This is a genomic window from Nonomuraea glycinis (genome assembly GCF_035920485.1).
In the GTDB taxonomy this organism is placed as follows: Bacteria; Actinomycetota; Actinomycetes; order Streptosporangiales; family Streptosporangiaceae; genus Nonomuraea; species Nonomuraea glycinis.
In genome coordinates this window covers 4,488,222-4,511,103 of the sequence record NZ_CP109166.1, presented here as the reverse complement: position 1 = coordinate 4,511,103, position 22,882 = coordinate 4,488,222, and the positions used below count along the sequence as shown (strand labels likewise).

The following is a 22,882-nucleotide window of genomic DNA, read 5'->3' as shown; positions in this document are numbered from 1 at the left end:
CGCGCATCTCATCACCGCCTGGAGGGAACCGTGCGGATAAATGTCAGCGTCCGTGACGCACACACCGAGCCGACGGCCGTAGTCGTCGACGCCGAGCCGTCCACCAGCGTCGGGCACTTCGCCGCGGAGCTGGCGCGCGTCCTGGTGCCCGCCGGCCGCGCGGAGGCGGTCCCGCCGCTCTACCTCGGCCAGGAGCCTCTGGACGGCGAGACGACCCTGTACGCCGCAGGCGTGCGGGACGGTGTCGACCTGGGGCTCGGCGTTCCGCTGCCGGCGGAGGAGGTGTCCGAGGGGTCGGTGGAGCTGCGGATCGTCAGCGGCCCCGGCGCGGGGACCATCTACCAGCTGCCACCCGGCCACTACGACATCGGGAGCGGACCGGCCTGCCGGGTGCACCTGGGCGACGGCACCCCGGAAGAGGCGGCCCGCATCGTCGTACGGGTGGACGCCACGGTCCTGCTCACCCCTGTTGACGGCGCGCAGCTGGACGGTGAGGCGCTGTCCGGAGCGGCCGACTGGCCGGAGGGCAGCCAGCTGGACGTGGGCGGCAACCTCCTGGAGCTGTCCACCACGATGCCCGCGCGGGCCCCGCTGACCCGGGCGGCGGACGGTCTGGGGCTGGAGTTCAACCGCCCGCCCCGGTTCGTGCCCGCTTCCTCGGCCCTGAAGTTCCGGCTGCCGACGGAGCCCGCGAAGCCGGAGAAGCGTGCCATCCCGCTGCTGCCGATTCTGCTGGTGCCCGTGGCCGGGGCCATCGTGGCGATCCTGGTGACGGGACGGTGGTCGTTCATCTTCCTCGCCCTGATCTCCCCCCTCGGCGCGCTGCTGACCCAGTTCGGCGGCCGCAAGCAGAACCAGGTGAGCTACCAGGAGCGGCTCAAGGAACACCAGGTGGCCCTGGAGCGGGTGCGCGCGGACGTCTCGACGGCCGTACTGATGGAGCAGCACAACCGGCGGCTGTCCTTTCCTGATCCGGCGTCGCTGCTCCGGATGGCCTCGCAGCCGTCGGAGCGGCTGTGGGAGCGGCGCTGGCGGGACACGGACTTCCTCGACGTGCGGGTCGGCACGGCGGATGTGGCGTCGTCGATCACCGTTGAGGACCCGGCGCTCGACGAGCACCGGAGGAAGACCACGCCCGACCTGATCGAAGTGCCGGTCCCGGTGTCCATCAGGAGCAGCGGCGTGGTCGGGGTGGCCGGGGAGGGCGCCGCGACGCTGGTCAGCTGGATGGTGGCCCAGGCGGCGGTGCTGCACAACCCGGCGGACCTGCGGATCTGCGTGCTGACGTCCGCCGATGGCGAGCGGGCGTGGTCCTGGACCCGCTGGCTGCCGCACGCGCAGGCGCAGAGCGAGGACGCGTACCTGTTCATCGGCACCACGGCGGAGTCGGTGGCCCGGCGGGTGGGTGAGCTGGGCCAGTTGGTGGCCAGCCGGCTCGCGCTGGGCGGCAAGGCGCCGCGCGGCGGGGTCGCCGGCATGCCGGACATCCTGGTCGTCATCGAGAACGCCCGCCGGGTGCGGTCGCTGCCGGGTGTGGTGGCGCTGCTGCGCGAGGGGCCGTCGGTCGGCGTCTACACGATCTGCCTGGAACGGGAGGAAAGGCTGCTCCCGGAGGAGTGCGGCGCGGTCGTGGCGCCCGGAGTGGGCGGCCTGGACGTGCGGGTGAGCGGCGCCGCGCTGATGACGGGCGTACGTCCTGACTCCCCCCGCGCGGACTGGTACGAGCAGGTGTCCCGCTCGCTGGCCCCCTTGCGCGGCGTCGGCGACTCCGAGGACGCCGCGCTGCCCAAGGCCGTGCGGCTGCTGGACATCCTGGGCGTCGAGCCGCCCACCCCCGAGGTGATCACCGCCGGCTGGGCGGTGTCGGGACGCAGCACCCGGGCCGTGCTGGGCACCGGATACGACGGCGACTTCGCGGTCGACCTGGTCCGGGACGGTCCGCACGCCCTGATCGCCGGCACGACGGGCTCGGGCAAGTCCGAGCTGCTCCAGACGCTGGTGGCCACGCTCGCGGTGGCGAACCGGCCGGACGAGATGACCTTCGTCCTGGTGGACTACAAGGGCGGTAGCGCCTTCGCCGAGTGCGCGGACCTGCCGCACACGGTCGGCCTGGTGACCGACCTGGACACGCACCTGGTCGAGCGGGCGCTGATCTCCCTGGGGGCCGAGCTCCGGCGCCGCGAGCACCTGCTGGCCGTGGCCGGCGCCAAGGACCTCGTGGACTACCAGGACAAGCGGAACCGGGGGGCGGCCCTTGGGCCGTTGCCGCGCCTGCTGCTCGTCATCGACGAGTTCGCCTCGATGGTGCGCGAACTGCCCAACTTCGTCGCCGGCCTGGTCAACATCGCCCAGCGAGGCCGTTCCCTGGGCATCCATCTGGTGCTCGCCACCCAGCGGCCGTCGGGCGCGGTGACCGGGGACATCCGCGCCAACACGAACCTGCGGATCGCCCTGCGCACCACCGACACCAACGAGAGCCGCGACATCATCGACGCCCCGGACGCCGGCGAGATCTCCTCAAGTGCGCCCGGACGAGCGTACGCGCGGCTGGGGCCCAGCGCCCTGCTGCCCTTCCAGGCCGGCCGGGTCGGCGGCAGGCGGCCCGCGGAGCGCGCGGAGACCTCGGTCGTCACTCCGGTGAGCGTCATGGAGGTGGGCTGGAAGGAGGTCGGCGGCCCGATCATGCGCCGCATCGAGCACGGTGGCGGGCCGAGCCAGGGCGCCGTCACCGACCTGGCCGTCCTGGCCGGGGCCGTCGCCAGGGCCGCCGAGAGCGCGGGCATCGGCCGCCAGCCCAGCCCGTGGCTGCCGGCGCTGCCGGAGCTGGTCCAGGTGTCGGAGCTGCGGGCGGCGGACGGGTCCGGTCCCGTCGGCTACGGCCTGGTGGACCTGCCCGCCGAGCAGAGCCGCGAGGAGCTCACCTTCGACCTGGACCGTTCGGGCCACCTGCACATCATCGGCTCCCAGCGCACCGGCCGGTCGCAGGCCCTGCGCACCCTGGCGGCGGCCCTGTCCCAGGCGCACAGCGTCGAGGACTTCCACCTGTACGCCATCGACTGCGGCAACGGCGCGCTGAACGCCCTGACCTCGCTCCCGCACTGCGGCGCCGTCGTCGACCGCAACCAGGTGGAGCGGCTCGGCCGGCTGCTCGACCGGCTGGGCGCGGAGCTGGCCGCGCGGCAGGCGCTCCTCGGCGGGCGCGGCGTGGCCGACCTGGCCGAGCTGCGCGGATTGCTCCCGCCCGGCGAGAGGCCGCCGCACCTCATGCTGATGGTCGACCGGTTCGAGGTGTTCGAGAGGGAGTTCGCCACCTTCGACAACGGCAGCTACCTGGAGCGGATGCTCCGCCTGATGCGGGACGGCGCCGGTGTCGGCATCCATCTCGTGCTCGCCGGCGACCGCGTGCTCGGCTCCGGCCGCTTCGCCGGGACCACCGAGGACAAGATCGTCCTGCGGATGAACGACCGTACCGACTACTCCGCGGTCGGCCTCAACGCGCGGGACGTGCCCGAGGAGCTGCCTCCGGGCCGCGGCATCCGGGCGCGGGACATGAGCGAGGTGCAGATCGCCGTGCTCGGCCGCGACGTCTCCGGAGGCGGGCAGGCACTCGTCCTGACCGGGCTCGGCGAGGCGCTGACCACGCGGGAGAGCGGCGTGCCGGCCGACCGGCGGCCGATGCGCCTGGACGTACTGCCCGATCGGATCTCCTACGCCGACGCCCGCGCGCTGCGTGGCCCGGGCGAGGCCGTGCCCATGCGGCCGATCGTCGGGGTCTCCGGCGACACGCTCGCTATCGTCGGCCCGGACCTGACCGAGGTGCCGACCTTCGTGGTGGCGGGCCCACCCCGGTCGGGCCGCAGCACGGCGCTGGCCGCCATCGCCCGGTCCCTGCTGGAGGCGGGGACGGGACTGCTCGTGCTCGCGCCGCGCCGCTCACCCCTGCGGGACCTGGCCGGGCTCCCCGGCGTCTCCGGCGTCATCACGGACCCGGACGTCGGTCAGGGCGACTTCCGGGAGGCGCTGCGGAAGATCCCCGAGGACACCGGCGTCGTGCTCATCGACGATGCCGAGCTGCTGATGCAGTCCGAGATCAGCCCGGACCTGGTGGCGCTCACCAGAGGCGCGGCGGGTAACGGCTGGGGGCTGGTCGCCGGGGGCAACGCCGAGGCGATGTCTCTCGGGCTGGCCGGCTGGATCGGGCAGGTCAAGCGCAACCGGACGGGGCTGCTGCTCTCCCCGCAGAGCATCACCGAGGGTGAGCTGCTGGGCGTACGGCTTTCGCGCGGCGTCATCGGCCAGGCGCCTCAGCTGGGCCGGGGCTATCTGCATCTGGGTGACGGCACGCTGCGGACGGTCCAGGTTCCGGAGACGCGGATCGAGGGATGAGGCCGGTGGGGGCCGGGCGGGCCCCCACCACGGGTTACGTCGTAGGGGCCCGCCGGCCCCCATCACGGGTTACGTGGTGGGGGCCCGCCCGGCCCCCACCACGGTCACGTCCCTGCCACGGGTGCCGCCACGAGGCGGAACGTCGACGTGATCGCGTCGAACAGGTCGTACGCCTGCTCCGCGAGCGGCAGGTTCGGGGTCGCGCAGGTCACGATCAGGTAGTTCCCCTGCTCCCCGGGCAGCGGGACGATCGTGTGCATGGTGAGCATGCGGATGCGGATGTCGTCCATCAGCTGGGCTTCCTCGGTCCCCGTGATGCGCGCGACGGTGCCGATGTCCGGCAGCTCCACCGCGGTGACCGTACGGTCGGCCGGCTGCGCCGACTCCCCGTCACCCGTCCGGGACAGCTGCGCGGAGAGCACCGGCAACGTCAGCTCCTGGCCCGCCGGGGCGGAGACGGCGAAGACCATGCAGTGCCCCATGAACAGTCCGTCGTCGTACATGGTCGCCGTGCCCGCCGCGTACAGGGCGCCCTGCCGGCGGGCGGCACGGGTGATCTCCCTGGCCTTGCGGAAATAGTCGTTGACCTCCGCGCGCAGGCGGGTCTCGTGCACCTCGGCCAGCGCCGCCTGGCGCATCGCGGCCAACGCCTCACCGGAGAGGTCGAAGTCCGTCCAACTGCTGGGCACGTTCAAGACGAAGCCGGTCGCGCCCGCCATCAGCCGTTGTCCAGACTGGCGGCAGCCTTGTCGTCGGTGTCCTGCATCACGGTGCGGATCTGGTCGACGGCCTCCCTGATCTCCTCACACTGGCGCTTCAACTGGATGCGCCCGTCCGACCATCTGCCCTCGAAGTTGTTGGCCGCGTCGATCAGCGGATAGCCCAGAACGGCGTTCAGATCCACACCGCCCGCCGCGGTGTCGATGTTGTCCAGCACCACGGTGAGTGATCGTGACACTTCATCCAGTGCATCACCCGGTACGAATATGTCGCTCATGTTCACTCCAGGGAGACGTCCGTAGAAGAGGAACCGGTCCTCCGCTGGAACACGGAGGCGCACGCGCAGGGGTTCACGCGAGAACCGGATCGGCCGGGGGGTGGCGAACTCCGATGAACCGCGCGTCGGTGCGCGATCGTGTGTAGAGCGTGACCTTCAATCGGAACAAGTCCCTGGTCCGCGCCCGCGCGAACCGGGTCGTCCTATCTGTCGCCTGCGCCGTCGGCGTGCTCGGGGCGTCGGCCTGCGGGAAATCCATCGTCATCACCGACGCGGAGCCCGCCGCCCCCGCGCCCGCCTCGTCGGCACCCGCCTCGTCGGCGCCCGCGTCCTCGGCCCCGGCCACCTCCGCCCCGCCCGCTTCGCCCGCCGGCAACACCGGCCTGCAACTCGTCGGCGGATCGGCCGCGGAGAACGGCCTGTCCGGCAACGGCGGAACACCGGTGGGCGGGCAACCGCAGCCGCAACCGGCGAAGTGGGTGCAGTTGTCGGCCGTGTCCGCCCCGGCGGTGGGCACGTACCTGGTCGACGTGAACCAGTCCGCGCTCTATCGCTTCGACAGCGACAGCGTCGACGTGACCCGCTGCATCGGCGAGTGCGCGGTCAACTGGCCGCCCGTCACCATCAAGGAGCAGGGCAAGGTCTACGTCACCCATGGGATCGAGCCGTCCGCCATCGGCGCGATCGAGCGTCCGGACGGGATCGTGCAACTGACCGCGGGAGGCTGGCCGCTCTACCGCTTCTCCGGGGACGCGAAGCCCGGCGACCTCAACGGTCAGGGCAAGGACGGCGTCTGGTTCGCGGTCGGCCCGACCGGGGACAAGGCAAAGCCGTCCTGATCGCGGAGCTCGTCCGGATCGCCGAGCCCGTCCTGATCGCGGAGCCCGTCCGGATCGCGGAGCCCGTCCGGCCCGGCCGCCACTGTCGGAAACTCCTCTTGCGGACCTGCCGCGCCCGCGGTCATGCTCGACTTCCCAGCACGAGTCGATCCCGGGAGGCGCGGTGCGTGCCCACGATCCCAGCGCCTCCCCCCGGAACAGGCCATGACGGTGACGGCGACGCCTCCGGTCCGGCGCAAGGAGTCGGTCCCCGGGCGGGTGCGGGCGCTGGCCGGGCTGTCCGTCCTGGCGCTGGCGCTGCTGCTGGCCGCGATCCTGGCCGGCGCGGCGAGCACGGGCTCCAGCCTGCGCACCATCGGGCATGAAGCCGGGCCGCAGGTGCTCGCCACCGCGGGCCTGTACCGGCAGATGTCGGAGATGGACGCGCTGATGGCCGAGACCCTGCTGCTGGGCAGAGAGTACGGCCCGCAGCAGCAGGCCGACCTGACCACCTACGACCAGCGACGGCTGGAGATCTCCGAGGGCCTGCTCAGAACCTACCGGCTGGCCCTGGACAACCCGGTCGAGCAACGTACGGTCGAGTCGCTGATCGAGGGCCTCGGCCGCTACGAACGGCTGGCCGCCCACGCCCGGCTGCTGGACGTGCAGTCCGGCCACACCGCGGGACAACCGCCCGACCACGTGGTCAGGGCCTACCAGCAGGCCACCGACCTCATGCACCGCGAGCTTCTCCCCCAGGCCTACAACCTGACCCTGGAGACCGGGACGATCGTCAGGCGCGCGCATGACGCCGAGCGCTCGGCCACCTCGCTGGCCCGCGTCGCCGTCGTCGGCACCGGCCTGCTCGCACTGGGCTGCCTGCTGGCCCTGCAGATCTACCTGACCCGCAGGTTCCGCCGGATCTTCGCCCCGGCCCTGGTGGTCGCCACCGTGCTCGCCACCGCCGCGCTGGTGACCGGCACGGCCCTGCTCGACCGGCAGGGCCAGGCGCTGGCCGAGGCCAAGCGCCGCGGGTTCGACTCGGTGCTCACCCTGACCAGGGCCCGCGCGATCAGCAAGAGCATGTACGGGGACCAGAGCCGCTATCTGCTCGACCGCTTCCGCAAGGACACCTACGAGCACACCTTCCTGGACAAGTCCCGGACGGTCGCGGCCGTCGAGTCCACGAGCCTGCCCGACTACCAGAGCAAGCTGCGCGCCGACTTCCAGGGCCTGCTCGGCGGCGTGACGGGCCGGGACCGGGACCGCCTCTTCACCGTCTACCAGGGCTTCCAGCAGGCCGACGCGCGGATGAGGACCCTGCCGGCCGAGGCGGCGATCAAGTTCTGGGACGGCGAGCTCACCCAGGCGTACGAGAGCTACGACAAGGTGCTGGAGGAGCTGATCCGGCGGCACGAGTCCGACTTCGAGCGTGCCATCGACGGCGGCGACGGAGCCCTGGAGACGCTGTGGCGGTCGATCCCCGCCGGGCTGGCCACCGGCGCCCTGCTCATCCTGGTCGGCGTCCTGCCACGACTCAGGGAGTACCGGTGAGGAAACTGCTGATCTGCCTGATCCTGCTGCTCACCGCCTGCGGCACCGCGCGGCCGCCGTCCCTCATGGACGACGACGAGGTGGCCGTCGTCGCCATCCGCTCCGACGTCCCGCTGATCAGCTTCAAGGGGCCGGACGGCTCGTACGACGGCTTCAACATCGACGTGGCCGAGGATCTGCTCTCCCGGCTGGGCAAGCGGATCCGCTGGCTGGAGATCACGGCCGGCGACCAGCTCACCGTGCTCACCGACGGGCGGGCCGACCTGGTCTTCGCCCACATGTCGGTCACCCCGGAGCGGAAGAAGGTGATCGACTTCGCCGGGCCGTACCACATCGACTTCCAGGACATCGCCGTACGGCCGGCCGACAAGGACGCCGTCCACGACGTCCGCGACCTGGCGGGCCGCAAGATCTGCCTGGTGCGCGGCACGAACATCGCCCAGCGGATCGTGGACGAGCGCCGGGTCAAGGCGATCCCCGTCGAGGCGCCCGACTACAACGTCTGCCTGGACATGATCAAGAACGGCACGATCGACGCCATCTCCACCAACAGCCAGATCCTGGCCGGGCTGCTCACCAAGCCGGGCGTCGACCTGCACCTGGTCGGCGCGACGTTCAACGAGCAACGCACGTCGATCGGCGTGCGCAAGGGCGACGTCGACGGCTGCGAGGAGCTCAACCGGGCCATCACCGAGATGTACCAGGACGGCACGGCGCACATGCTGCTGGACAAGTGGTTCGGCAGGTCGGGCATCGACCTGTCGGTGGTCGCGGTCCCGCAGTTCGAGGGCTGCTCCTAGCCGGGCGGACCGGCGATCTCCGCGCCGAACCTGCCGACGAGCGCCTGCTTGGCGCGCCCGGCGACCTCCACGTCGTAGGGGACCAGCTTGACCGTCGCCGGGTCGGCCGCCTTGGAGTGCGCCGGCACCCCGGTGTTGGTGGGCAGGGCGTAGAACTGGACCAGCGGCCCCAGCCGCTGGGACGCCCCGCTCAGCGCCCAGTCGACGTACCTGCGCGCGCTGCCGGGGTTGTGCGCCCCGGCCAGCACGGCCAGCCCGCCGAGCTCGTACCCGGTGCCCTCCCGCGGGAAGGTCACCTCCAGGTTCGGGTAGCCCTGCTCCTGGGCGGCGACGCAGTCATGGGAGAAGACGACGCCGACCGCCGCCTCCCCCTTGGCCGCCTGCACGGCGGCCGCGCTGCCGGAGGAGTTGTACCTGAGCACGTTCGGGTGCAGGTCGCGCAGGTAGCCGAGCGCCGCCTCCTGATCGCCGCCGTTGAGCTCCACATGCGTCCACAGCGTGGTGTACGCCGTTCCGGAGGTGGCCGGATGGGCGAGGGCGACGCCGCCGCCGCGCAGCCGCCTGTCCAGCAGCTCCCGCCAGGAGCGGATCGGCTTCATCCCTCTCTTGGCCAGCTCCTTGGTGTTGTTGCAGAAGGCCAGCACCCCGGCGTAGATCCCGCTCCAGGCATGCTCCCGATCGGCCCATTCCGGCCGGATCTCCCCGGACTTCGCCGAGGCGTACGGCTCCAGCAGCCCTTGACTCTTGGCCGCCACATAGGAGTCGGCCGGCCCGCCATGCCAGACGTCGAACTCCTGCCGCGCCCTGGCCGCCTTGATCCGCTCCAGCGCCTCACCACTGGAGAGCCGGACGAAGTCAGCCTCCACCCCCGTGGCGTCGGAGAACCGCTTGACCATCATCGCGCACCATCGCTCGCTCGCGCCGCAGGCGACCGTGATCTTGTCCCGTCGCGCTGTCGAGCAGCCCGCCGCCAGCAGGATCGCTACCAGTGCGATGGCCAACGGCCTCATCGCCCCTCCAAGGGGTACGCCGACGTCGCGCCCGAGTGTCGCCCCCCATTCGACACTCGGCCCCGGGCCTCACGCAACCGATCTCCGCGACGCTTCCCCTAGGTCCGTACGGGAAGGGACAGGATCACATGGTCACGACGATTTTGCCGGTGGTGTGCTCACGGACGAAGTCCACGCATGCCTGGACGCCTTGGTCGAGGGTGTGACGGCCGCCGATCGTGGCCGGGAGCCGGCCGTCGGCGGCGAGTTCACCGACTTCCCGCATGCCGCCATACGTGGCGTCCAGGTCGAGCACATACCGCAGGTCCACGTCGTCGCGGCCGATCGACTCCGGCGAAGGAGCCGGGTAGGTGATGGTGAGCAGGCGGCCCCCGGATCGGATGGCCCTGGCGAGGCCGGCCAGACGGTCGCCGGGCAGCACGAGGTTGAACGCTGCGTCGACGCCGCCGGGGTAACCCGCTTCGTCGTACCCGATGACCTCGTCGGCCCCGAGATCGCGCAGGATGTCGGCGTCCGCAGTGGCGCCGGTCGCGATCACCCGTGCCCCGGCCGCGGCGACCAGGGGAACCACCGCCGTGCCCACACCGCCGCTCGCGCCGACGACGAGGACGGTCTCGTCCGGCTTCAGCCGGGCTAGCCCGGCTAGCGACAGCGCGGTCAGGCCGGCGGTCGCCAGCGCCGCCGCGTCCTCTGCCGAGACGGCCGGGGGCCGGTGCGCGATCAGCGGAGTGTCGGCCTCGAACACCGCGTACTCGGCCAGCGAACCGGTGCCGAGCGAGGGCCGCGTCGGACTGGCTATCGCGCGCAGGGCCCTGGGCACGGCCTCGCCGAAGATCTCGTCTCCCACCTGGAAGGCGGTTACGCCCGGTCCGACCTCGGTGACGGTTCCGGCGAAGTCGTTGCCGGGCACGTACGGGAACGCCAGGGGCGCCTGCGCGTGGAAAGCGCCGCCGGCCAGGCGGATGTCGGTGGGGTTGAGCGCGGCGGCGGAGATCCGCACCTGGATCTGCCCCGGCCCTGGTCTCGGCACCGGGATGTCCGCCACCACGAACTGTTCCGGCGGACCGTAGCCGTTCACGACGACTGCCTTCATGTACTCCTCCAAAAACGGACCGAGCGGTCATCTTATGGTCAGAACCGTAGCCATAAACGGACCGCGCGGTCAAGTTGTAGCCTTGCGGGGTGACCTCGCCTCCTCGGCTCCGCGCCGACGCCGCACGGAACCGGCAACTGCTGCTCGCCGCGGCGGCCGAGGAGTTCGCCGAGCGAGGGCTGGAAGCATCGGTCGCCGACATCGCCCGCCGCGCCGGAGTCGGGAAAGGAACGGTGTTCCGCCACTTCCCCACCAAGGACGACCTGATCGCCGCGGTCGTCCAGGAGCGGATCACCCCGCTCATCGCGGCAGGCGAACGCCTGCTCGACGCGGCGGACGCGGGCGCGGCGCTGCTGGAGTTCCTCGCCATGGCGGCGCAGCAGCAACAACAACTCGACCTGTCGTTCCTCCAAGGAGCCGACCGGCTCGCGCCCGACGCGGCCCAGACCCAGGAACGCCTGTTCCGCGTCGTCCACGCGCTCGTGGACCGGGCCCGCGACCACGACGCGGTACGGCCCGACGTCACCGGCACGGACGTCATCCTGCTGATGTGCGCGCCGAACCATGTGGTCACCTACCTGCCGGACCCCCCGCCCGACCTGTGGCGGCGCTACCTGGCGATCATCTTCGACGGCCTGCGCCCGCAAGGCGCCCGCCCGCTGCCCCACCCACCTCCCCATTCGATGTGACGGCAGCACGCCCACCACGGCCTGACCATCCAGAAACGCGGCTCACCAACGGGCGGGAGAATCACCCCCTGCCGACCGTCAGTAGCAGCGCAGGTCCATACCGGGTTCGTGAAATCCGTCGAAGAACTCAACGATGACGGCCGTGTACCCGTCCTGCCCCGATCCGCTGACGCCGACGTGAACGGTGCCGGCGAGCGCGCGGCCCGCGACGCCCTCGATCGCGGCGGACTCGTAATAACGCGTGATCTCAGGGCCGGGCAGCTTGGTGCGCAGCGACATCCGTACCAGATAGTCGCAGTGATTGCTGTTGCCCGACTGCAGGCCCACGGTGCCCTGCACGCCGTGATCGCCCCGCTCCGTGTTAGGCGGCAGCGGGTGCGCGCTCACCCGCTCCTCCAGACCGGCCAGTGCCACGTCATTGCGCCACTCGGGGATCTTGAACAGCAGGACGACGGCGCAGACAACGCCAAGGAGCACCAGACATAAAAGGAACGGCAACCTGCTCCGCCGCCTGGGTGATTTCTCGGGAGGCATGTCGTCCCTTTCGCAAAGGCTGCTGCGGCTCGCTCAATCGGATCGGCCGATCACCGATGAATTTTACGACCGGGGCAGGTCTATTCCTGGAGAGCGAGAACCTGGGAGAGACCATGAGCACGAACGCCCTACCGCCCGTCGTCGACGCCGACACCTGGCAGCGTCACCTCGAAGAGCTGCGCGCCCGGGAGAAGGCCGCGACCCGGGAGCTCGACGCCGTCGCCGCGCAGCGCCGCCGCCTGCCCATGGTGCGGATGCCGGACTACACCCTCGAAGGCGAGGACGGACCGGTCCGGCTGGCGGACATCTTCGAAGGCAAGAGGCAACTGATCGTCTACAACCACATGTGGTTCCCGGGCAAACAGTGGCAGTGCTCGGGCTGCACGGGCTTCACCTCGCAGTTCACCCGGCTGGAGTTCCTGGACAACTACGACGCCCGGTTCGTCATCGTCACCCAGGGCCCGATCGACGAGGCCCTCGCCTACAAGCGGCGGGTCGGCAACCGGATGCCCTGGTACTCCACCGCCGACAGCCCGTTCGGCGCCGACGTCGGCGCACCGCCCGGCGAAGGATTCGGCGTCAACGTGTTCCTCCGCGACGGCGACACCGTCTACCGCACCTGGCACACCAACGGCCGCGGCACCGAACAACTCACCCACACCTTCGCCCTGATCGACCTGCTGCCGTACGGGCGTCAGGAGGAGTGGCAGGACTCGCCCGACGGCTGGCCACAGTCACCCACGTACGGCGGGTGGCCCAGCTCCGAGGACATCGCCGCACGCTACGGCCCGGACACCGCCTAGGCGCTTCCGTCCGGCTCATCGAGCGGACCGGAAGCGACGTAGACGGTGCCTTCGCGCGCACGAAACGGCCGGCGGAGCCGACAATGTGCACTGCGGCTGAGCCTCCTGTGACCAGGCGGGTGCTTCTCCGGTGAGAACGTGGAGGGCGCCCAGGGGCACCGCGTGGCCGCACGGCCCGACGTCACACGTTGCCCAGCACGTTCGTCACCCGGATCTCCACGACCACCCTGGACGGGTTCGGACGCGGCGGCTTGTAGCGGGCGGCGTAGCGGCGCTCGGCGTCGGCCACCTGCTCAGGCTCGGTCCGCAGCACGGCCCGGCCCTCCAGCGTCGACCACCACCGGCCGTCCACCTGGCACAGTGCCACCAGCGCGCCGGACGAACCGGACGAACCGATGAGCCTGGCCTTGTACGAGGATCCCGAGGTGATCACACGGGCGATCGCGGTGCCCAGGTCCAGCGTGACCCCCACGGGCACCACGTGCGGTGGCCCGCCGAGGCGGGAGGTGGCGAGCGTGCACAGATGCCGCTCCTGCCAGAAGGCGGCGAAGCCGTTGCCCTGCTCGACCAGATCCACGATCCTCCTCGGGTGTTTCGCGAGCGCCATCGTATATCTCCCGCTTCAGTACGGGCCCCGTCCTCGCTTCAGCTTGAGCGTTGCCCTCGACGCACCCGGGAACACGACGACCAGGTGCTCCTCCCCCGCATCAGCGAGCCGCACATAGACGCGAAGCCGATAGCGGCCCTTCCCCCTGATCGCCAGGTTCGGCATCGGACCGCCCGCGCCCACCTCTCCGTCGCCCATCTCCGGCACGGTCAACCGGCCGCTGCGGCTGACGATCGGCACCTCGGTGACCTGATACCACCCGGCCGTCCGCCGTGGCGGCGCGGTGCGGAAGGCCTTCACCGTGAGACACACATCAGAGACGTCTTCGATGTGCCCGACGAGCACCGCGCTGCCGCCCACCCCGATGTCGGCGCTGTCGTCGTCGTAGACCTTGTCCATCGCCCGCTCCGACGCCTTGTCGCCGGCTTTGTCCCCGGGGTCGTGGACCAGATAGCCGGGATCGCCGTCGACGAACAGGAAGTAGTTGGCCGTGGCCTGGACGACGCCCTTCGTCCGGGGCCACGGGTCGCGGCACTTCGCGTTCTGCTCGTCGACGTAGGCGGTGTTCGCCTCCTCCGTCTGTGTGCTCGACCGCAGCAGCTCGGGATGGGTCGCGCCGACGATCTCCGGGCAGACGTAGACGAGGTCCCACGGGTCCGCGCCCCAGGCGGGCCGAGCGCTCCCGGCCCGTGTCAGGATCGCCTCCTGCTCGCCGCGGTCCTTCGCCCGGCACAGCGCCCGCCCGTACGCGAGGACCGCCTGGTCCGACAGGCCCTCCGGGAACATGGGCGGGACTCCGCTGTCCGTGCTCCGCGCTCGGCACAGGAACGCGGCATTGCGTTCCGCAGGTTTCAGGTCGCCGAAGCTGGGCCGGTCGTAGCAGTCCATCGACCAGCCGGTGTAGGTGAGGTGCGCGGTCTGCTCCGGGTGGATCTGCGAGATGATCGGCAGTACGGCCACGGCCGCCACCCCGACGCGCATCATGCGCCGCCGCCTGGGCGGAAGGTCCACCGGGAGGCTCTCCGTGGGCAGCTCACGGGCGGTCGCCGCGATCCACACGATGCTGATGAGCCCCGCCGCGTCCATCACGACCGGCATCACCACATTGCCGCTGAAGATCCCTTCGAAGAGAATGTTGAGCGGGATCACCAGCGCGTAGACGCCCACCGACGACCACCCGGCGACCAGCGTGCCCTGGCTCCACCGGCCGTCGCGCCACTGCCCGATGACCGTGACGATGATCGCCGCCGCTCCGCCCAGCATCAAGCCCAGTTCGACGATGCCACCCGAGCCGAACTCCGGGAGGTCGAGTTCGTCGAGCAGTTCGTTGGCCATTTTGGCCAGCTCGACCACGAAGATCGCGCCGGCCGCCGCGCGCAGTACGCGGGACCGCCAGCGGATGACGAGCAGGTAGAAGACGTAGATCGCGGTCCACAGCGCGAGCTGAAACACCACGGCCACCACGTAGGGGAGCAGCCCGATCGGGTACCACAGCACAAGGCCGTACGCCGCCGCCAGATACAGCAGCCGACGCAGCACCTTCTCCTCGCGGTCCAGCGCTCCCGGCACGGGGGCACGCAGGATCAGCCACAGCAACGCGGCCTTCACCAGTGCGGTCACCAGCAGCGCCGCGGTCGTCGAAGTGTCGAACCCGTCGCGCGCGTAGAACCCCGCATAGTCCGGCGGTGACCAGGTGACGGCCGCCCAGAGCCAGGCGTCGCCGAGCACCAGGCCCACGACCGCCGCCGCAAGAACCAGACCTATTACTACAACCCTGATAATCCGCCAGGAACCATGCGAAGGCACGGGACGCGATCTTAGCGCGACGCCACCGTACCGACGGACAGTCGAGCTCACCTTCTTCTAACGGCGTGAGCACCGGATCTCCGGGTGGGGTCAAGAACGCCGCAGCCGCTCCGACTCTCCTGCGAAGGGAAACACTTTTGACCCAAGATGCGAGGAAATACGCATGTCACGGAACATCGACACCGTCACCACCTACTTGGATGGTTTCCGTAAGAACGATCACGAGCGGATCCTGTCCTGCCTGACCGACGACATCCAGTGGACCGTCTTCGGCGCCTTCCGCCTGACCGGTAAGGACGCCTATGACGGGGCCATCGACGGCCCGCCCGAGCTGATCAACCCTCCCCACCTGGAGGTCGTGCGCATGGTCGAGCAGGGCGACGTCGTCATGGCGGAGCTCACCGGGACGGTGAAACGAGCCGCAGGCGGTGAGATGCGCATGTCCATGGCAGAGGTGTTCGTCATGCGCGACGGCAAGATCGCCGAACGCCGTGCCTGGGTCATCGAACTGAAGGAGAACGACCACCGCTGACCCGAACAGAAGCGGCAAGCCCGGTTCTGCAGGCCCCCGGCGCAGCAATGCGCCGGGGCTCCCCAACGCCGACTCCGGCTGCGCCCTCACAGGCAGGGTGACGCACCAGATCATCCGGACGCGAGCGTCAGAGGGTGGCAGAATGTGACCGTGCGGATACCCCGAGCAAGATACTTCAACACCACCGGCCCGTGCGATCCGAAACGCCATTACATGCTGCCCCCCACGCCACGGCTCCCTGGGGCACGGGTGCTCATCGAGATGGACCGCTATTTCGTCCTGCACGCGCCCCGGCAGACCGGGAAAACGACCGCACTGCGCACCCTGGCCGCCGAGCTGACCGCCGAGGGAGATGTCGCCGCCCTGATGTTCTCCTGCGAGCGCGCCAAAGCGGCCGGTGACGACTTCGCCCTCGCGGAGTCACTCCTGCTGGACTCACTCCGTGCGGCTGCGACGCGGTCGGGCTGGCCCGACGAACTCCTGCCGCCGAGCCCATGGCCGCAGGTCACGCCAGGAAGCCGGTTCATTGAGACGCTGAGCGAGTGGTGCCGCCGCAGCCCGCACCGGGTGGTGCTGTTCTTGGACGAAGTCGACGCCCTGCAGGGCAACAGTCTGGTCAGCATCCTCAGCCAGCTGCGCGACGGCCACAACGCGCGGCCCGAGGGCTACCCGTTCCCCGCTTCCGTCGTGCTGTGCGGACTGCGTGACCTGCGTGACTACAAGGTCGCCTCGGGCGGCGACCCGGGCCGGTCCAACCCGGCCAGCCCTTTCAACATCATCGCCAAATCGCTGCGCCTGGGCGACTTCAACACCGACGAGATCGCCGAGCTGTACGACCAGCACACCCGGGCGACCGGCCAGGAGTTCACCAAGGACGCGGTGGACCGGGTCTTCGAACTCACACAGGGGCAGCCGTGGCTGGTCAACGCCCTCGCATTTGAGATCATCTCGGAGATGGGTGTGACCGGCGACATCACCGTCAGGCAAGTGGAGGACGCCAAGGAGCGGTTGATCCGGGCGCGCACCACCCACCTGGACGCGCTCGTGGCCCGGCTGCACGAGCCCCGGGTCAAGCGGGTGATCGAACCGATCGTGGCCGGCACGTCTCCGGGCACGGACGCCGCCTTTGACGACGACGTTTCCTACGTCCACGATCTGGGTCTCCTCCGAGGGACCAGAGATATGGAGATCGCCAACCCCATCTATCGGGAAGTCCTGCTACGGGTCCTGGGTGATCGCACAGAGCGCTTCGTCAAGGCCGATCCGCACAGCTTCGTCATGCCGGACGGCCGATTCGACCTGCCGCGCCTGCTGCGAGAGTTCGTCGTGTTCTGGCGCGAGCACGGCGAGGTGCTCATCCGCCAGGAGGGCTACCACGAGGCCGCCTGCCAGATCATCCTCATGGCCTTCCTGCACCGGCTGGTCAACGGCGGCGGCCAACTCGACCGCGAGTACGCCGCCGGCACCAAACGCCTGGACGTGCTGGTCCGCTGGCCCTACACCGGCCCAGAAGGCGAACGGCTGATACAACGCGAGGCCATGGAACTGAAGGTCTGGCGAACCGGAGAACACGACCCGAAGCCCGACGGCCTCACACAACTCGACCGATACCTGGACCGCCTCACCCTCTCCACCGGCGTGCTCGTCATCTTCGACCGGCGCCCCGAAGCCCCGGCCTGGAACGAACGCGGCGGTTTCGAAGAAACGACCACCCCGTCCGGCCGCCAGGTGACCGTTCTGCGGGTGTGACGGGGGGCTTGTCTGGCTGATCCAGCTGTGGATGAACAGGGTTCCGAGCGTCCACGTACACGTCGGTGCGGTGCGCCTTTCGACAGGCGGGCAGTCGACCACAGGGTGGATTTACGGCCGTACATCGGAACTACACCGATCGCGCCAGTACGCGTAGGCAACGCCCTCAACAGGTTCAGCTGACGACATCCCTGACCTGGGAAAAGTTCGTCTCGGCCGTGAAGCCGCTCGGTGGTGGAGGGGCGTTTACAAGATCTTGACGGTGTGTGGAGCGCGTGAGATATTCCAATCGATCTTCATGGAGTTCGGCGCAGGCGCCGGGCACTGACACTCCCCTGCCAGTTCCAATGCCCATCTGGGCTATTCGGCGTGCCCCCACCCCCCTCCGTGCGAAAGGCCCCCCAAGCAGATGCGCGCACCCAACGGACAACAGCTCACGGTCGACGGTAACCCTCAGCCCTTCATCGGCGGCTGGGCCTATCTCATCTGGGCCCACGGCCCCACCGGTGGCATGCGGTTCCAGGTCACCCCGGCGGGGTCCGCCGAGCTCGTCTCCAAGCAGTTGGGCGACTGGTCCCGCTTTACCGTGCGTGAGGCCCAATGGAACGGCGACCGCATCATGTCGCTGGAGGACCCGGAGAGCGGGACCAACATGGTGTGGGTGGGACCGCACAACGAAGTCTCCACCTTCTTCACCGGTACGAACGTCCCCTTCGAAGCCTTCATGGACGTCCTGGCCAAGTTCGACATCCGGGACACACCGGATGGGTTGACCATGCTGCCCCGGGCGGGATCGGGCCTGACGCTCGGCAACCTGCTGGCGGTCAACACCATCGACCAGGTGTGCAATGTCCAGGTCAAACCGGCCGAAGAAGCGTCGGAGTCGATCCCGCGCTCCGCGGGCAAGCGGGTGCGCGGCGGCTCGATGTGGCGCGTCGACGAGCGCGACGAGGCCGGCGCCGTGCAGACCCGCTCAGCCTTCATGGTCAACGACAGCACCGCGACGACCGTGGTCGCCGCCCGCCCGGACGACGCGCGCTTCATCAGCGTCGTGGAGTCCATCTCGTGCAGGCTGAGCTAGACCGATGAGAGCATTCCTGGACTCGCTGACGGTTCTGTCCTTCCTGGGGACGGTGCTGCTGCTCTTCGCCTTCGCCGCGATGCTGAACATGGTCCGTGAACTGCAGGGCAAACTGCTGCAGGCGCAGGCGGCCGCACCGGCGGCGCCGGCCGTCAGGTCGGTGGACAGGTTCGGCTCCGCCGACGGGCTGCCGACCTTCGTCCTGGTCGTGTCGGAGCACTGCCCCAACTGCCGGGAGCGTGCCCACCACCTCGCCGCCGTGGCCGGGCCGGACCTGTCCGGCCACGCCGTGCTGCTGGCCTCCGCTGACCGTTGCGCCGAGTGGGTGGCGGCCGGCGAGGTCCTGCCCGTCATCGACGCCGCCCTGGTCGGCACGGTCGCCGTCGGCGCGACCCCGACGCTGGTCAAGTACGCCGCCGACGGGACCGAGGAATGGCGCAGAGTCGTCGGTTCCGATGACGATCTCGACGCCTTTCTCGCCGTCAGCCCTTCAGAGAGGTTAAGCGCATGACAGTCGATGTCGACAGCTACTGGGCCGAGGTGCCCTCCGTGGAGGACGAGCCGGACAGCGGCAAGCGTCCCAGCCTGACGTGGTCGGCGCCCTCCCGCAGAACCGTCTTCAAGACCGCCGGCGTGCTGGGCGGCGCCCTGGCCCTGAACGTGCTGTCCGCCCTGCCGGGCAGGAACAACGCCGCCCAGGCGGTGGTGGGGAACGAGTACACCGACTGCGCCGGTTACAGCAGCAATGCCGGTTACAACAACAACACCAAGGTCTGCGTGGGCGCCCCCTACTCCAGGAGCTACTGCGGCGGCGACGGCTGGTTCCTGCGCTCCTCCGGCACCTGCTACAACAGCTACGCGATCAAGGCGTGCGGTGCGGGCAGCCTGACCGACAGGAACGCCTGGCGGTGGACGCACAGCGGCACCAAGTACCGCTGTGCCGACGGAAACGTCGCCACCTGCGGGGGTACGACCTTCTACATCTGCTCCTGGGCCCTGTAACACCACGTGAGCAACGCCTTCGCCGCCAACCGGGTCGCGCTCGGCCTCGCGCTGAGCGCGGCCCTGGTGATGGCCGCCCACCAGTTCTGGACCCCGTCGTTCGCCCTGCTCGCCTGGACGATGATGGGGGTGACCGCCGGGTTCTCGCTGTCCGGCTCCGTTTGAAGCCTCAACTCAGCGGACCTGCTGACCTCGTCGGTCTGGCGAGGCAAGTTACCGGTTTTCACCATCGGTCTCATGATCGGCGCACTGCTGGCCGGCCTCCTCACGGGGACGCTCGGCGGGCTGGCCTCGATCATCCCGGAGACCGTGCGGCTGTGGGCGCTCGCCCCGATCGTCGCCGTCATCATGCTCTTCGAGCTGGCCGGACGGCCGCTGTCGCTGCCGCAGAACCGCCGGCTCGTACCGCAGGACGTCATCCCTCGCTCCGACTTCTCCGGGCCGCTGCAGTTCGGCTTCGAGATGGGCACGGGTGTACGTACCTTCACCCCGACCGCGCTGCCTCACCTGCTCGTCCTGATCGTCGTGCTGGCCGGAGGACTGGGACCGGGCCTGCTGGCCGGGCTGGGCTTCGGCGTGGGCCGGGCGCTCATGCCGCTCACTCGCGCGCTCAGCGACGACCCACGCCGGTGGGACACGAAGCTGCTCGCTTCGACGGCCTGGGTGGGACGCCTGTGCGCCACCGGGTTCCTGTTGTCGCTCGCGCTCCTCTGGACATAGATGACCATCTTCGACACTCTGCCTGCCTGCTTCGCCCTGGCGGGCGCCGTACTGCTGGTGATCGCCGCGGTGCGCCGCCGCGGCGACCTGACGAAGGTGATCAGAGCACACGACCTGCTCCCTACCTTCCTGGTACGGCTCACGCCACTGGCCGGGCCCGCCGAGGGCTTGGCGGGAGCCGCCGTGCTGGCCGGGTGGCTGGCTGGAGAGGCCCGGCTGGTGCGGTTCGCCGCCGCGGCCGTGGCGCTCTGGTACCTGGCACTGGCCGCCTATCTGGCCGTACTGCTGCGGCGTAGGGGCAGGGTGCCGTGCGGATGCCTGGACGAGACCAGCCCGGTCTCGCCGGTGAAGGTCGGCCGTGCTGTACTGCTGGCAGTGGCCACGGCGCCGCTCGTCGCGGGTTGGCCGCCCGTACCTGCTGAGATGGGCGCCCGGCTGCTCGTCTGCGGGCTTGCCACCGTGGTGGCGGGCTTCCTGATCGTCGCCGACAAGGTGGCCGATCTTCGGGGAACCTCCGCGGCCCACGGGCGGTCATCCAGGTGACCCCGAGAGAGGATCAGCCGTGAACCGCACGATCGTGACGCTCCTCGCGCTGCTCTGCGCCTGCGCCGCCTGCGGTACAGAGCCGGTGAAAGCCGACCCGGCCTCCCTCCTCCTGGAACCGGGCCAGCTGAAGGACGGCCGTACGTGGACGGTCGCGAGCACCTCGCACGGCACCTGGCGAGACCTGGACGCGAGCCTGGTGCCCTGCGGGAAGCGGGTCATCGTGCCGATGGAGGCCACGACCTGGTGGCGTTCCTTCACGGCGGCGGACGGCACCACGATGACGCAGGTCGTGGCGAGCGGCGTGGACGCCATGAACGCCTTCAAGTTCTTCTACGCGGAATGCGGCGCGGTCGGCAGCGTCACCTCGACGGTCGGGCCCAAGAACGTCGCGCGCCACGACGGCGAGGTGGAGGTGGCGGCGATGTCGAAGGACAGGTTCATCGTGCTCGCCGGCACCGGCTCTGACACCGAGCTCCAGCAGTTCGCGGAGACCGCGCGCACCCACCTGGACACCGTCCCGTCCTAGACGTGTTCGGGGCGGCATACGGCCCCTCACGCACCGCCACTTCCGACGCGGTCCACGGCACCTTTCGCATGAGCATCGACATAAGCCCCTGAATCGCCGCACAACGGGATCGGAGCGGCTGGGCGCTGTATTCGGCCCCTGCGAGTCCTCGGCGTCTCCACGCTGCCCGCCCGAAAGCCAGAGCGCATGGGTCACAGCCAGTAAGCGCGCCAGGCGGCGGGGTGCAGGTGACAGCGGAAGACGAGCCGATGGCCGGCACAGGCGGTGACGGACCGTCAGCAGGAGAACCGGCGACAGGCTGGGGCAAGGGGGGTGTGGGGCGGGGCGCTGACGTGGGGGATGCGAGGAAGTTCGATCTCGGGGTCACCGTAACAGCCACATCCACCTTTGACCAGATATAAGCGGAAGTTCCGCGTCTTTCGCCGTTACTTATTGACATTTTACCGAAAATGGCGCGTACTTCGATCGAAAGTCGATCTCATTGACTCCGCAGCATCACCCATCATGACGCGACCGGTCCAGGCCAGGCCCACGTCGCGCGCGTAAGCAGTGTCCCGAGCACCCGCAAGTCGCCCTCAAAGCGTCACCGATTGGGGAACCATGACCGAGGTAGGCAGAGGCATGGCGAAAAGCCTGCTCTCCCGGCGTGTCTTCACCACGTCCGCGACGGCTGCCGCGCTGGCGGCATTGGTCCCGGCGAATCAGACCGCGGCGTCGACCCAGGCCCGTTCGGCCGGCACGGCCACGGGCGCGGTCCGCCGCATCACCCTGTACGCCGAGCGGCTGGAGGACGGCCAGCTGGGCTACGGCCTGGAGCCCGGCAAGGCCACGATTCCCGGGCCACTCATCGAGCTGGTCGAGGGCGACACGCTCGAGATCGAGCTGGTCAACAACCTGGACGTGACGGCGAGCCTGCACGCCCACGGGGTGAACTACGACGTGGCCAGCGACGGTACGCGACTGAACGACAGCGTGGTCGAGCCCGGGAGCCGGCGCACCTACATCTGGCGCACCCACGCGCAGGGCAGGCGCGGCGGCGGCGCCGGCATCGAGCCCGGCAGCGCGGGCTACTGGCACTACCACGACCACGTGGTGGGGACCGATCACGGCACGATCGGCATCCGGCGGGGGTTGTACGGCCCGCTGGTGGTCCGGCGGAAGACGGACGTCAGGCCGGACAAGACGTTCACCGTCGTCTTCAACGACATGATGATCAACAATCGCCCCGCGCACGCCGCGCCGGAGTTCGTCGCCAAGGTCGGCGAGCGGGTGGAGTGGATCGTGATCACCCACGGCGAGTTCTACCACACGTTCCACATCCACGGGCACCGCTGGGCCGACAACCGCACCGGCCTGCTGGAGAGCCTTGAGGACCAGAGCCGGATCATCGACACCAAGATCACCGGCCCCGCCGAGTCGTTCGGCTTCCAGGTGATCGCGGGCGAGCGGGTCGGCCCGGGGGCGTGGATGTACCACTGCCACGTCCAGAGCCACTCCGACATGGGGATGGCCGGCATCTTCACGGTGACGGACGCGGCCGGGAACGTGCCAGGTCAACCGGGCGGCGGTCACTCGGGCGGTGACCACTCGGGCCACTGACGGCCCGCCCCCGAGACCGGATCCGGTCTC

23 protein-coding genes are annotated in these 22,882 nt (G+C 70.0%); 16 read left to right on the top strand and 7 right to left on the bottom strand.

Annotation, left to right across the window (positions count from 1 at the left end; genetic code table 11):
* Positions 1-30 precede the first annotated feature (30 nt).
* Positions 31-4,386, top strand: coding sequence for an FtsK/SpoIIIE domain-containing protein (locus OHA68_RS21425; protein ID WP_327109211.1), 4,356 nt, complete (start codon positions 31-33; stop codon positions 4,384-4,386).
* 104 nt (positions 4,387-4,490) lie between these two features.
* On the opposite strand, the gene OHA68_RS21420 is transcribed toward OHA68_RS21425, so the two are convergent.
* Both OHA68_RS21420 and OHA68_RS21415 read right to left on the bottom strand, forming a co-directional pair.
* A complete protein-coding gene (locus OHA68_RS21420) occupies positions 4,491-5,105 on the bottom strand; it encodes a hypothetical protein (RefSeq protein WP_327109210.1) in 615 nt (204 codons plus the stop codon).
* On the bottom strand, positions 5,105-5,383 hold the full coding sequence (locus OHA68_RS21415; protein WP_327109209.1) for a hypothetical protein: 279 nt from the start codon (positions 5,381-5,383) through the stop codon (positions 5,105-5,107). The genes OHA68_RS21420 and OHA68_RS21415 overlap by 1 nt, the downstream gene beginning before the upstream one ends.
* Positions 5,384-5,532: 149 nt before the next feature.
* Between OHA68_RS21415 and OHA68_RS21410 the strand changes: the two genes are divergently transcribed.
* From OHA68_RS21410 to OHA68_RS21400, 3 genes are all read left to right on the top strand, one after another.
* Positions 5,533-6,222 (top strand): COG4315 family predicted lipoprotein, encoded by a 690-nt coding sequence (locus tag OHA68_RS21410; RefSeq protein WP_327109208.1) that lies wholly within the window; start codon positions 5,533-5,535, stop codon positions 6,220-6,222.
* A gap of 204 nt (positions 6,223-6,426) precedes the next feature.
* Positions 6,427-7,755 (top strand): hypothetical protein, encoded by a 1,329-nt coding sequence (locus tag OHA68_RS21405; RefSeq protein ID WP_327109207.1) that lies wholly within the window; start codon positions 6,427-6,429, stop codon positions 7,753-7,755.
* Positions 7,752-8,555: a substrate-binding periplasmic protein gene (locus OHA68_RS21400; protein WP_327109206.1), complete on the top strand. Its 804-nt coding sequence runs from the start codon at positions 7,752-7,754 to the stop codon at positions 8,553-8,555. Before OHA68_RS21405 ends, OHA68_RS21400 begins: the two co-directional genes overlap by 4 nt.
* Here OHA68_RS21400 and OHA68_RS21395 read toward each other — a convergent pair.
* Positions 8,552-9,565, bottom strand: coding sequence for an ABC transporter substrate-binding protein (locus OHA68_RS21395; RefSeq protein WP_327109205.1), 1,014 nt, complete (start codon positions 9,563-9,565; stop codon positions 8,552-8,554). The genes OHA68_RS21400 and OHA68_RS21395 overlap by 4 nt on opposite strands.
* Before the next feature lie 124 nt (positions 9,566-9,689).
* On the bottom strand, positions 9,690-10,658 hold the full coding sequence (locus OHA68_RS21390) for an NADP-dependent oxidoreductase (RefSeq protein ID WP_327109204.1): 969 nt from the start codon (positions 10,656-10,658) through the stop codon (positions 9,690-9,692).
* A gap of 89 nt (positions 10,659-10,747) precedes the next feature.
* On the opposite strand from OHA68_RS21390, the gene OHA68_RS21385 reads away from it, so the two are divergent.
* On the top strand, positions 10,748-11,347 hold the full coding sequence (locus OHA68_RS21385) for a TetR/AcrR family transcriptional regulator (RefSeq protein ID WP_327109203.1): 600 nt from the start codon (positions 10,748-10,750) through the stop codon (positions 11,345-11,347).
* 78 nt (positions 11,348-11,425) lie between these two features.
* On the opposite strand, the gene OHA68_RS21380 is transcribed toward OHA68_RS21385, so the two are convergent.
* Positions 11,426-11,824 carry a hypothetical protein gene (locus OHA68_RS21380; protein ID WP_327109202.1) on the bottom strand — a complete coding sequence of 133 codons (399 nt, stop codon included), beginning with the start codon at positions 11,822-11,824 and terminating at the stop codon, positions 11,426-11,428.
* Positions 11,825-11,994: 170 nt separating this feature from the next.
* Between OHA68_RS21380 and OHA68_RS21375 the strand changes: the two genes are divergently transcribed.
* Complete coding sequence (locus OHA68_RS21375; RefSeq protein ID WP_327109201.1) at positions 11,995-12,684, top strand: DUF899 domain-containing protein; 690 nt, start codon at positions 11,995-11,997, stop codon at positions 12,682-12,684.
* Between the two features lie 181 nt (positions 12,685-12,865).
* Here the strand turns inward: OHA68_RS21375 and OHA68_RS21370 are convergent, their stop codons facing one another.
* Both OHA68_RS21370 and OHA68_RS21365 read right to left on the bottom strand, forming a co-directional pair.
* Positions 12,866-13,291: a pyridoxamine 5'-phosphate oxidase family protein gene (locus OHA68_RS21370; RefSeq protein WP_327109200.1), complete on the bottom strand. Its 426-nt coding sequence runs from the start codon at positions 13,289-13,291 to the stop codon at positions 12,866-12,868.
* A 15-nt stretch (positions 13,292-13,306) separates the two neighbouring features.
* A complete protein-coding gene (locus tag OHA68_RS21365; protein ID WP_327109199.1) occupies positions 13,307-15,028 on the bottom strand; it encodes a hypothetical protein in 1,722 nt (573 codons plus the stop codon).
* A 232-nt stretch (positions 15,029-15,260) separates the two neighbouring features.
* On the opposite strand from OHA68_RS21365, the gene OHA68_RS21360 reads away from it, so the two are divergent.
* From OHA68_RS21360 to OHA68_RS21315, 10 genes are all read left to right on the top strand, one after another.
* Positions 15,261-15,629, top strand: coding sequence for a nuclear transport factor 2 family protein (locus OHA68_RS21360; protein ID WP_327109198.1), 369 nt, complete (start codon positions 15,261-15,263; stop codon positions 15,627-15,629).
* 249 nt (positions 15,630-15,878) lie between these two features.
* Complete coding sequence (locus tag OHA68_RS21355; protein WP_327109197.1) at positions 15,879-17,378, top strand: ATP-binding protein; 1,500 nt, start codon at positions 15,879-15,881, stop codon at positions 17,376-17,378.
* Between the two features lie 409 nt (positions 17,379-17,787).
* Positions 17,788-18,459 carry a hypothetical protein gene (locus tag OHA68_RS21350; protein ID WP_327109196.1) on the top strand — a complete coding sequence of 224 codons (672 nt, stop codon included), beginning with the start codon at positions 17,788-17,790 and terminating at the stop codon, positions 18,457-18,459.
* 4 nt (positions 18,460-18,463) lie between these two features.
* Entirely contained in the window at positions 18,464-18,970 is a 507-nt protein-coding gene (locus OHA68_RS21345) for a hypothetical protein (protein ID WP_189138665.1), read from the top strand.
* The gene (locus OHA68_RS21340; protein ID WP_327109195.1) at positions 18,967-19,461 is read left to right on the top strand and encodes a hypothetical protein; all 495 of its coding nucleotides are present in this window, start codon (positions 18,967-18,969) and stop codon (positions 19,459-19,461) included. The genes OHA68_RS21345 and OHA68_RS21340 overlap by 4 nt, the downstream gene beginning before the upstream one ends.
* A gap of 6 nt (positions 19,462-19,467) precedes the next feature.
* The gene (locus OHA68_RS21335) at positions 19,468-19,626 is read left to right on the top strand and encodes a hypothetical protein (protein ID WP_189138667.1); all 159 of its coding nucleotides are present in this window, start codon (positions 19,468-19,470) and stop codon (positions 19,624-19,626) included.
* Between the two features lie 72 nt (positions 19,627-19,698).
* A complete protein-coding gene (locus OHA68_RS21330; protein ID WP_327109194.1) occupies positions 19,699-20,181 on the top strand; it encodes a hypothetical protein in 483 nt (160 codons plus the stop codon).
* Positions 20,182-20,724: a MauE/DoxX family redox-associated membrane protein gene (locus OHA68_RS21325; RefSeq protein ID WP_327109193.1), complete on the top strand. Its 543-nt coding sequence runs from the start codon at positions 20,182-20,184 to the stop codon at positions 20,722-20,724.
* 19 nt (positions 20,725-20,743) lie between these two features.
* On the top strand, positions 20,744-21,253 hold the full coding sequence (locus tag OHA68_RS21320; RefSeq protein ID WP_327109192.1) for a hypothetical protein: 510 nt from the start codon (positions 20,744-20,746) through the stop codon (positions 21,251-21,253).
* Between the two features lie 621 nt (positions 21,254-21,874).
* Positions 21,875-22,852 (top strand): multicopper oxidase domain-containing protein, encoded by a 978-nt coding sequence (locus OHA68_RS21315; protein WP_327109191.1) that lies wholly within the window; start codon positions 21,875-21,877, stop codon positions 22,850-22,852.
* The last annotated feature ends 30 nt before the right edge of the window (positions 22,853-22,882 follow it).

Bases quoted from the DNA above. Each gene is read 5' to 3' on its own strand.
- OHA68_RS21420 (WP_327109210.1), bottom strand. From the start codon at position 5,105: ATGGCGGGCGCGACCGGCTTCGTCTTGAACGTGCCCAGCAGTTGGACG.
- OHA68_RS21415 (WP_327109209.1), bottom strand. From the start codon at position 5,383: ATGAGCGACATATTCGTACCGGGTGATGCACTGGATGAAGTGTCACGA.
- OHA68_RS21405 (WP_327109207.1), top strand. From the start codon at position 6,427: ATGACGGTGACGGCGACGCCTCCGGTCCGGCGCAAGGAGTCGGTCCCC.
- OHA68_RS21395 (WP_327109205.1), bottom strand. From the start codon at position 9,565: ATGAGGCCGTTGGCCATCGCACTGGTAGCGATCCTGCTGGCGGCGGGC.
- OHA68_RS21390 (WP_327109204.1), bottom strand. From the start codon at position 10,658: ATGAAGGCAGTCGTCGTGAACGGCTACGGTCCGCCGGAACAGTTCGTG.
- OHA68_RS21375 (WP_327109201.1), top strand. From the start codon at position 11,995: ATGAGCACGAACGCCCTACCGCCCGTCGTCGACGCCGACACCTGGCAG.
- OHA68_RS21370 (WP_327109200.1), bottom strand. From the start codon at position 13,291: ATGGCGCTCGCGAAACACCCGAGGAGGATCGTGGATCTGGTCGAGCAG.
- OHA68_RS21360 (WP_327109198.1), top strand. From the start codon at position 15,261: ATGTCACGGAACATCGACACCGTCACCACCTACTTGGATGGTTTCCGT.
- OHA68_RS21350 (WP_327109196.1), top strand. From the start codon at position 17,788: ATGCGCGCACCCAACGGACAACAGCTCACGGTCGACGGTAACCCTCAG.
- OHA68_RS21345 (WP_189138665.1), top strand. From the start codon at position 18,464: ATGAGAGCATTCCTGGACTCGCTGACGGTTCTGTCCTTCCTGGGGACG.
- OHA68_RS21340 (WP_327109195.1), top strand. From the start codon at position 18,967: ATGACAGTCGATGTCGACAGCTACTGGGCCGAGGTGCCCTCCGTGGAG.
- OHA68_RS21330 (WP_327109194.1), top strand. From the start codon at position 19,699: ATGATCGGCGCACTGCTGGCCGGCCTCCTCACGGGGACGCTCGGCGGG.
- OHA68_RS21325 (WP_327109193.1), top strand. From the start codon at position 20,182: ATGACCATCTTCGACACTCTGCCTGCCTGCTTCGCCCTGGCGGGCGCC.
- OHA68_RS21315 (WP_327109191.1), top strand. From the start codon at position 21,875: ATGGCGAAAAGCCTGCTCTCCCGGCGTGTCTTCACCACGTCCGCGACG.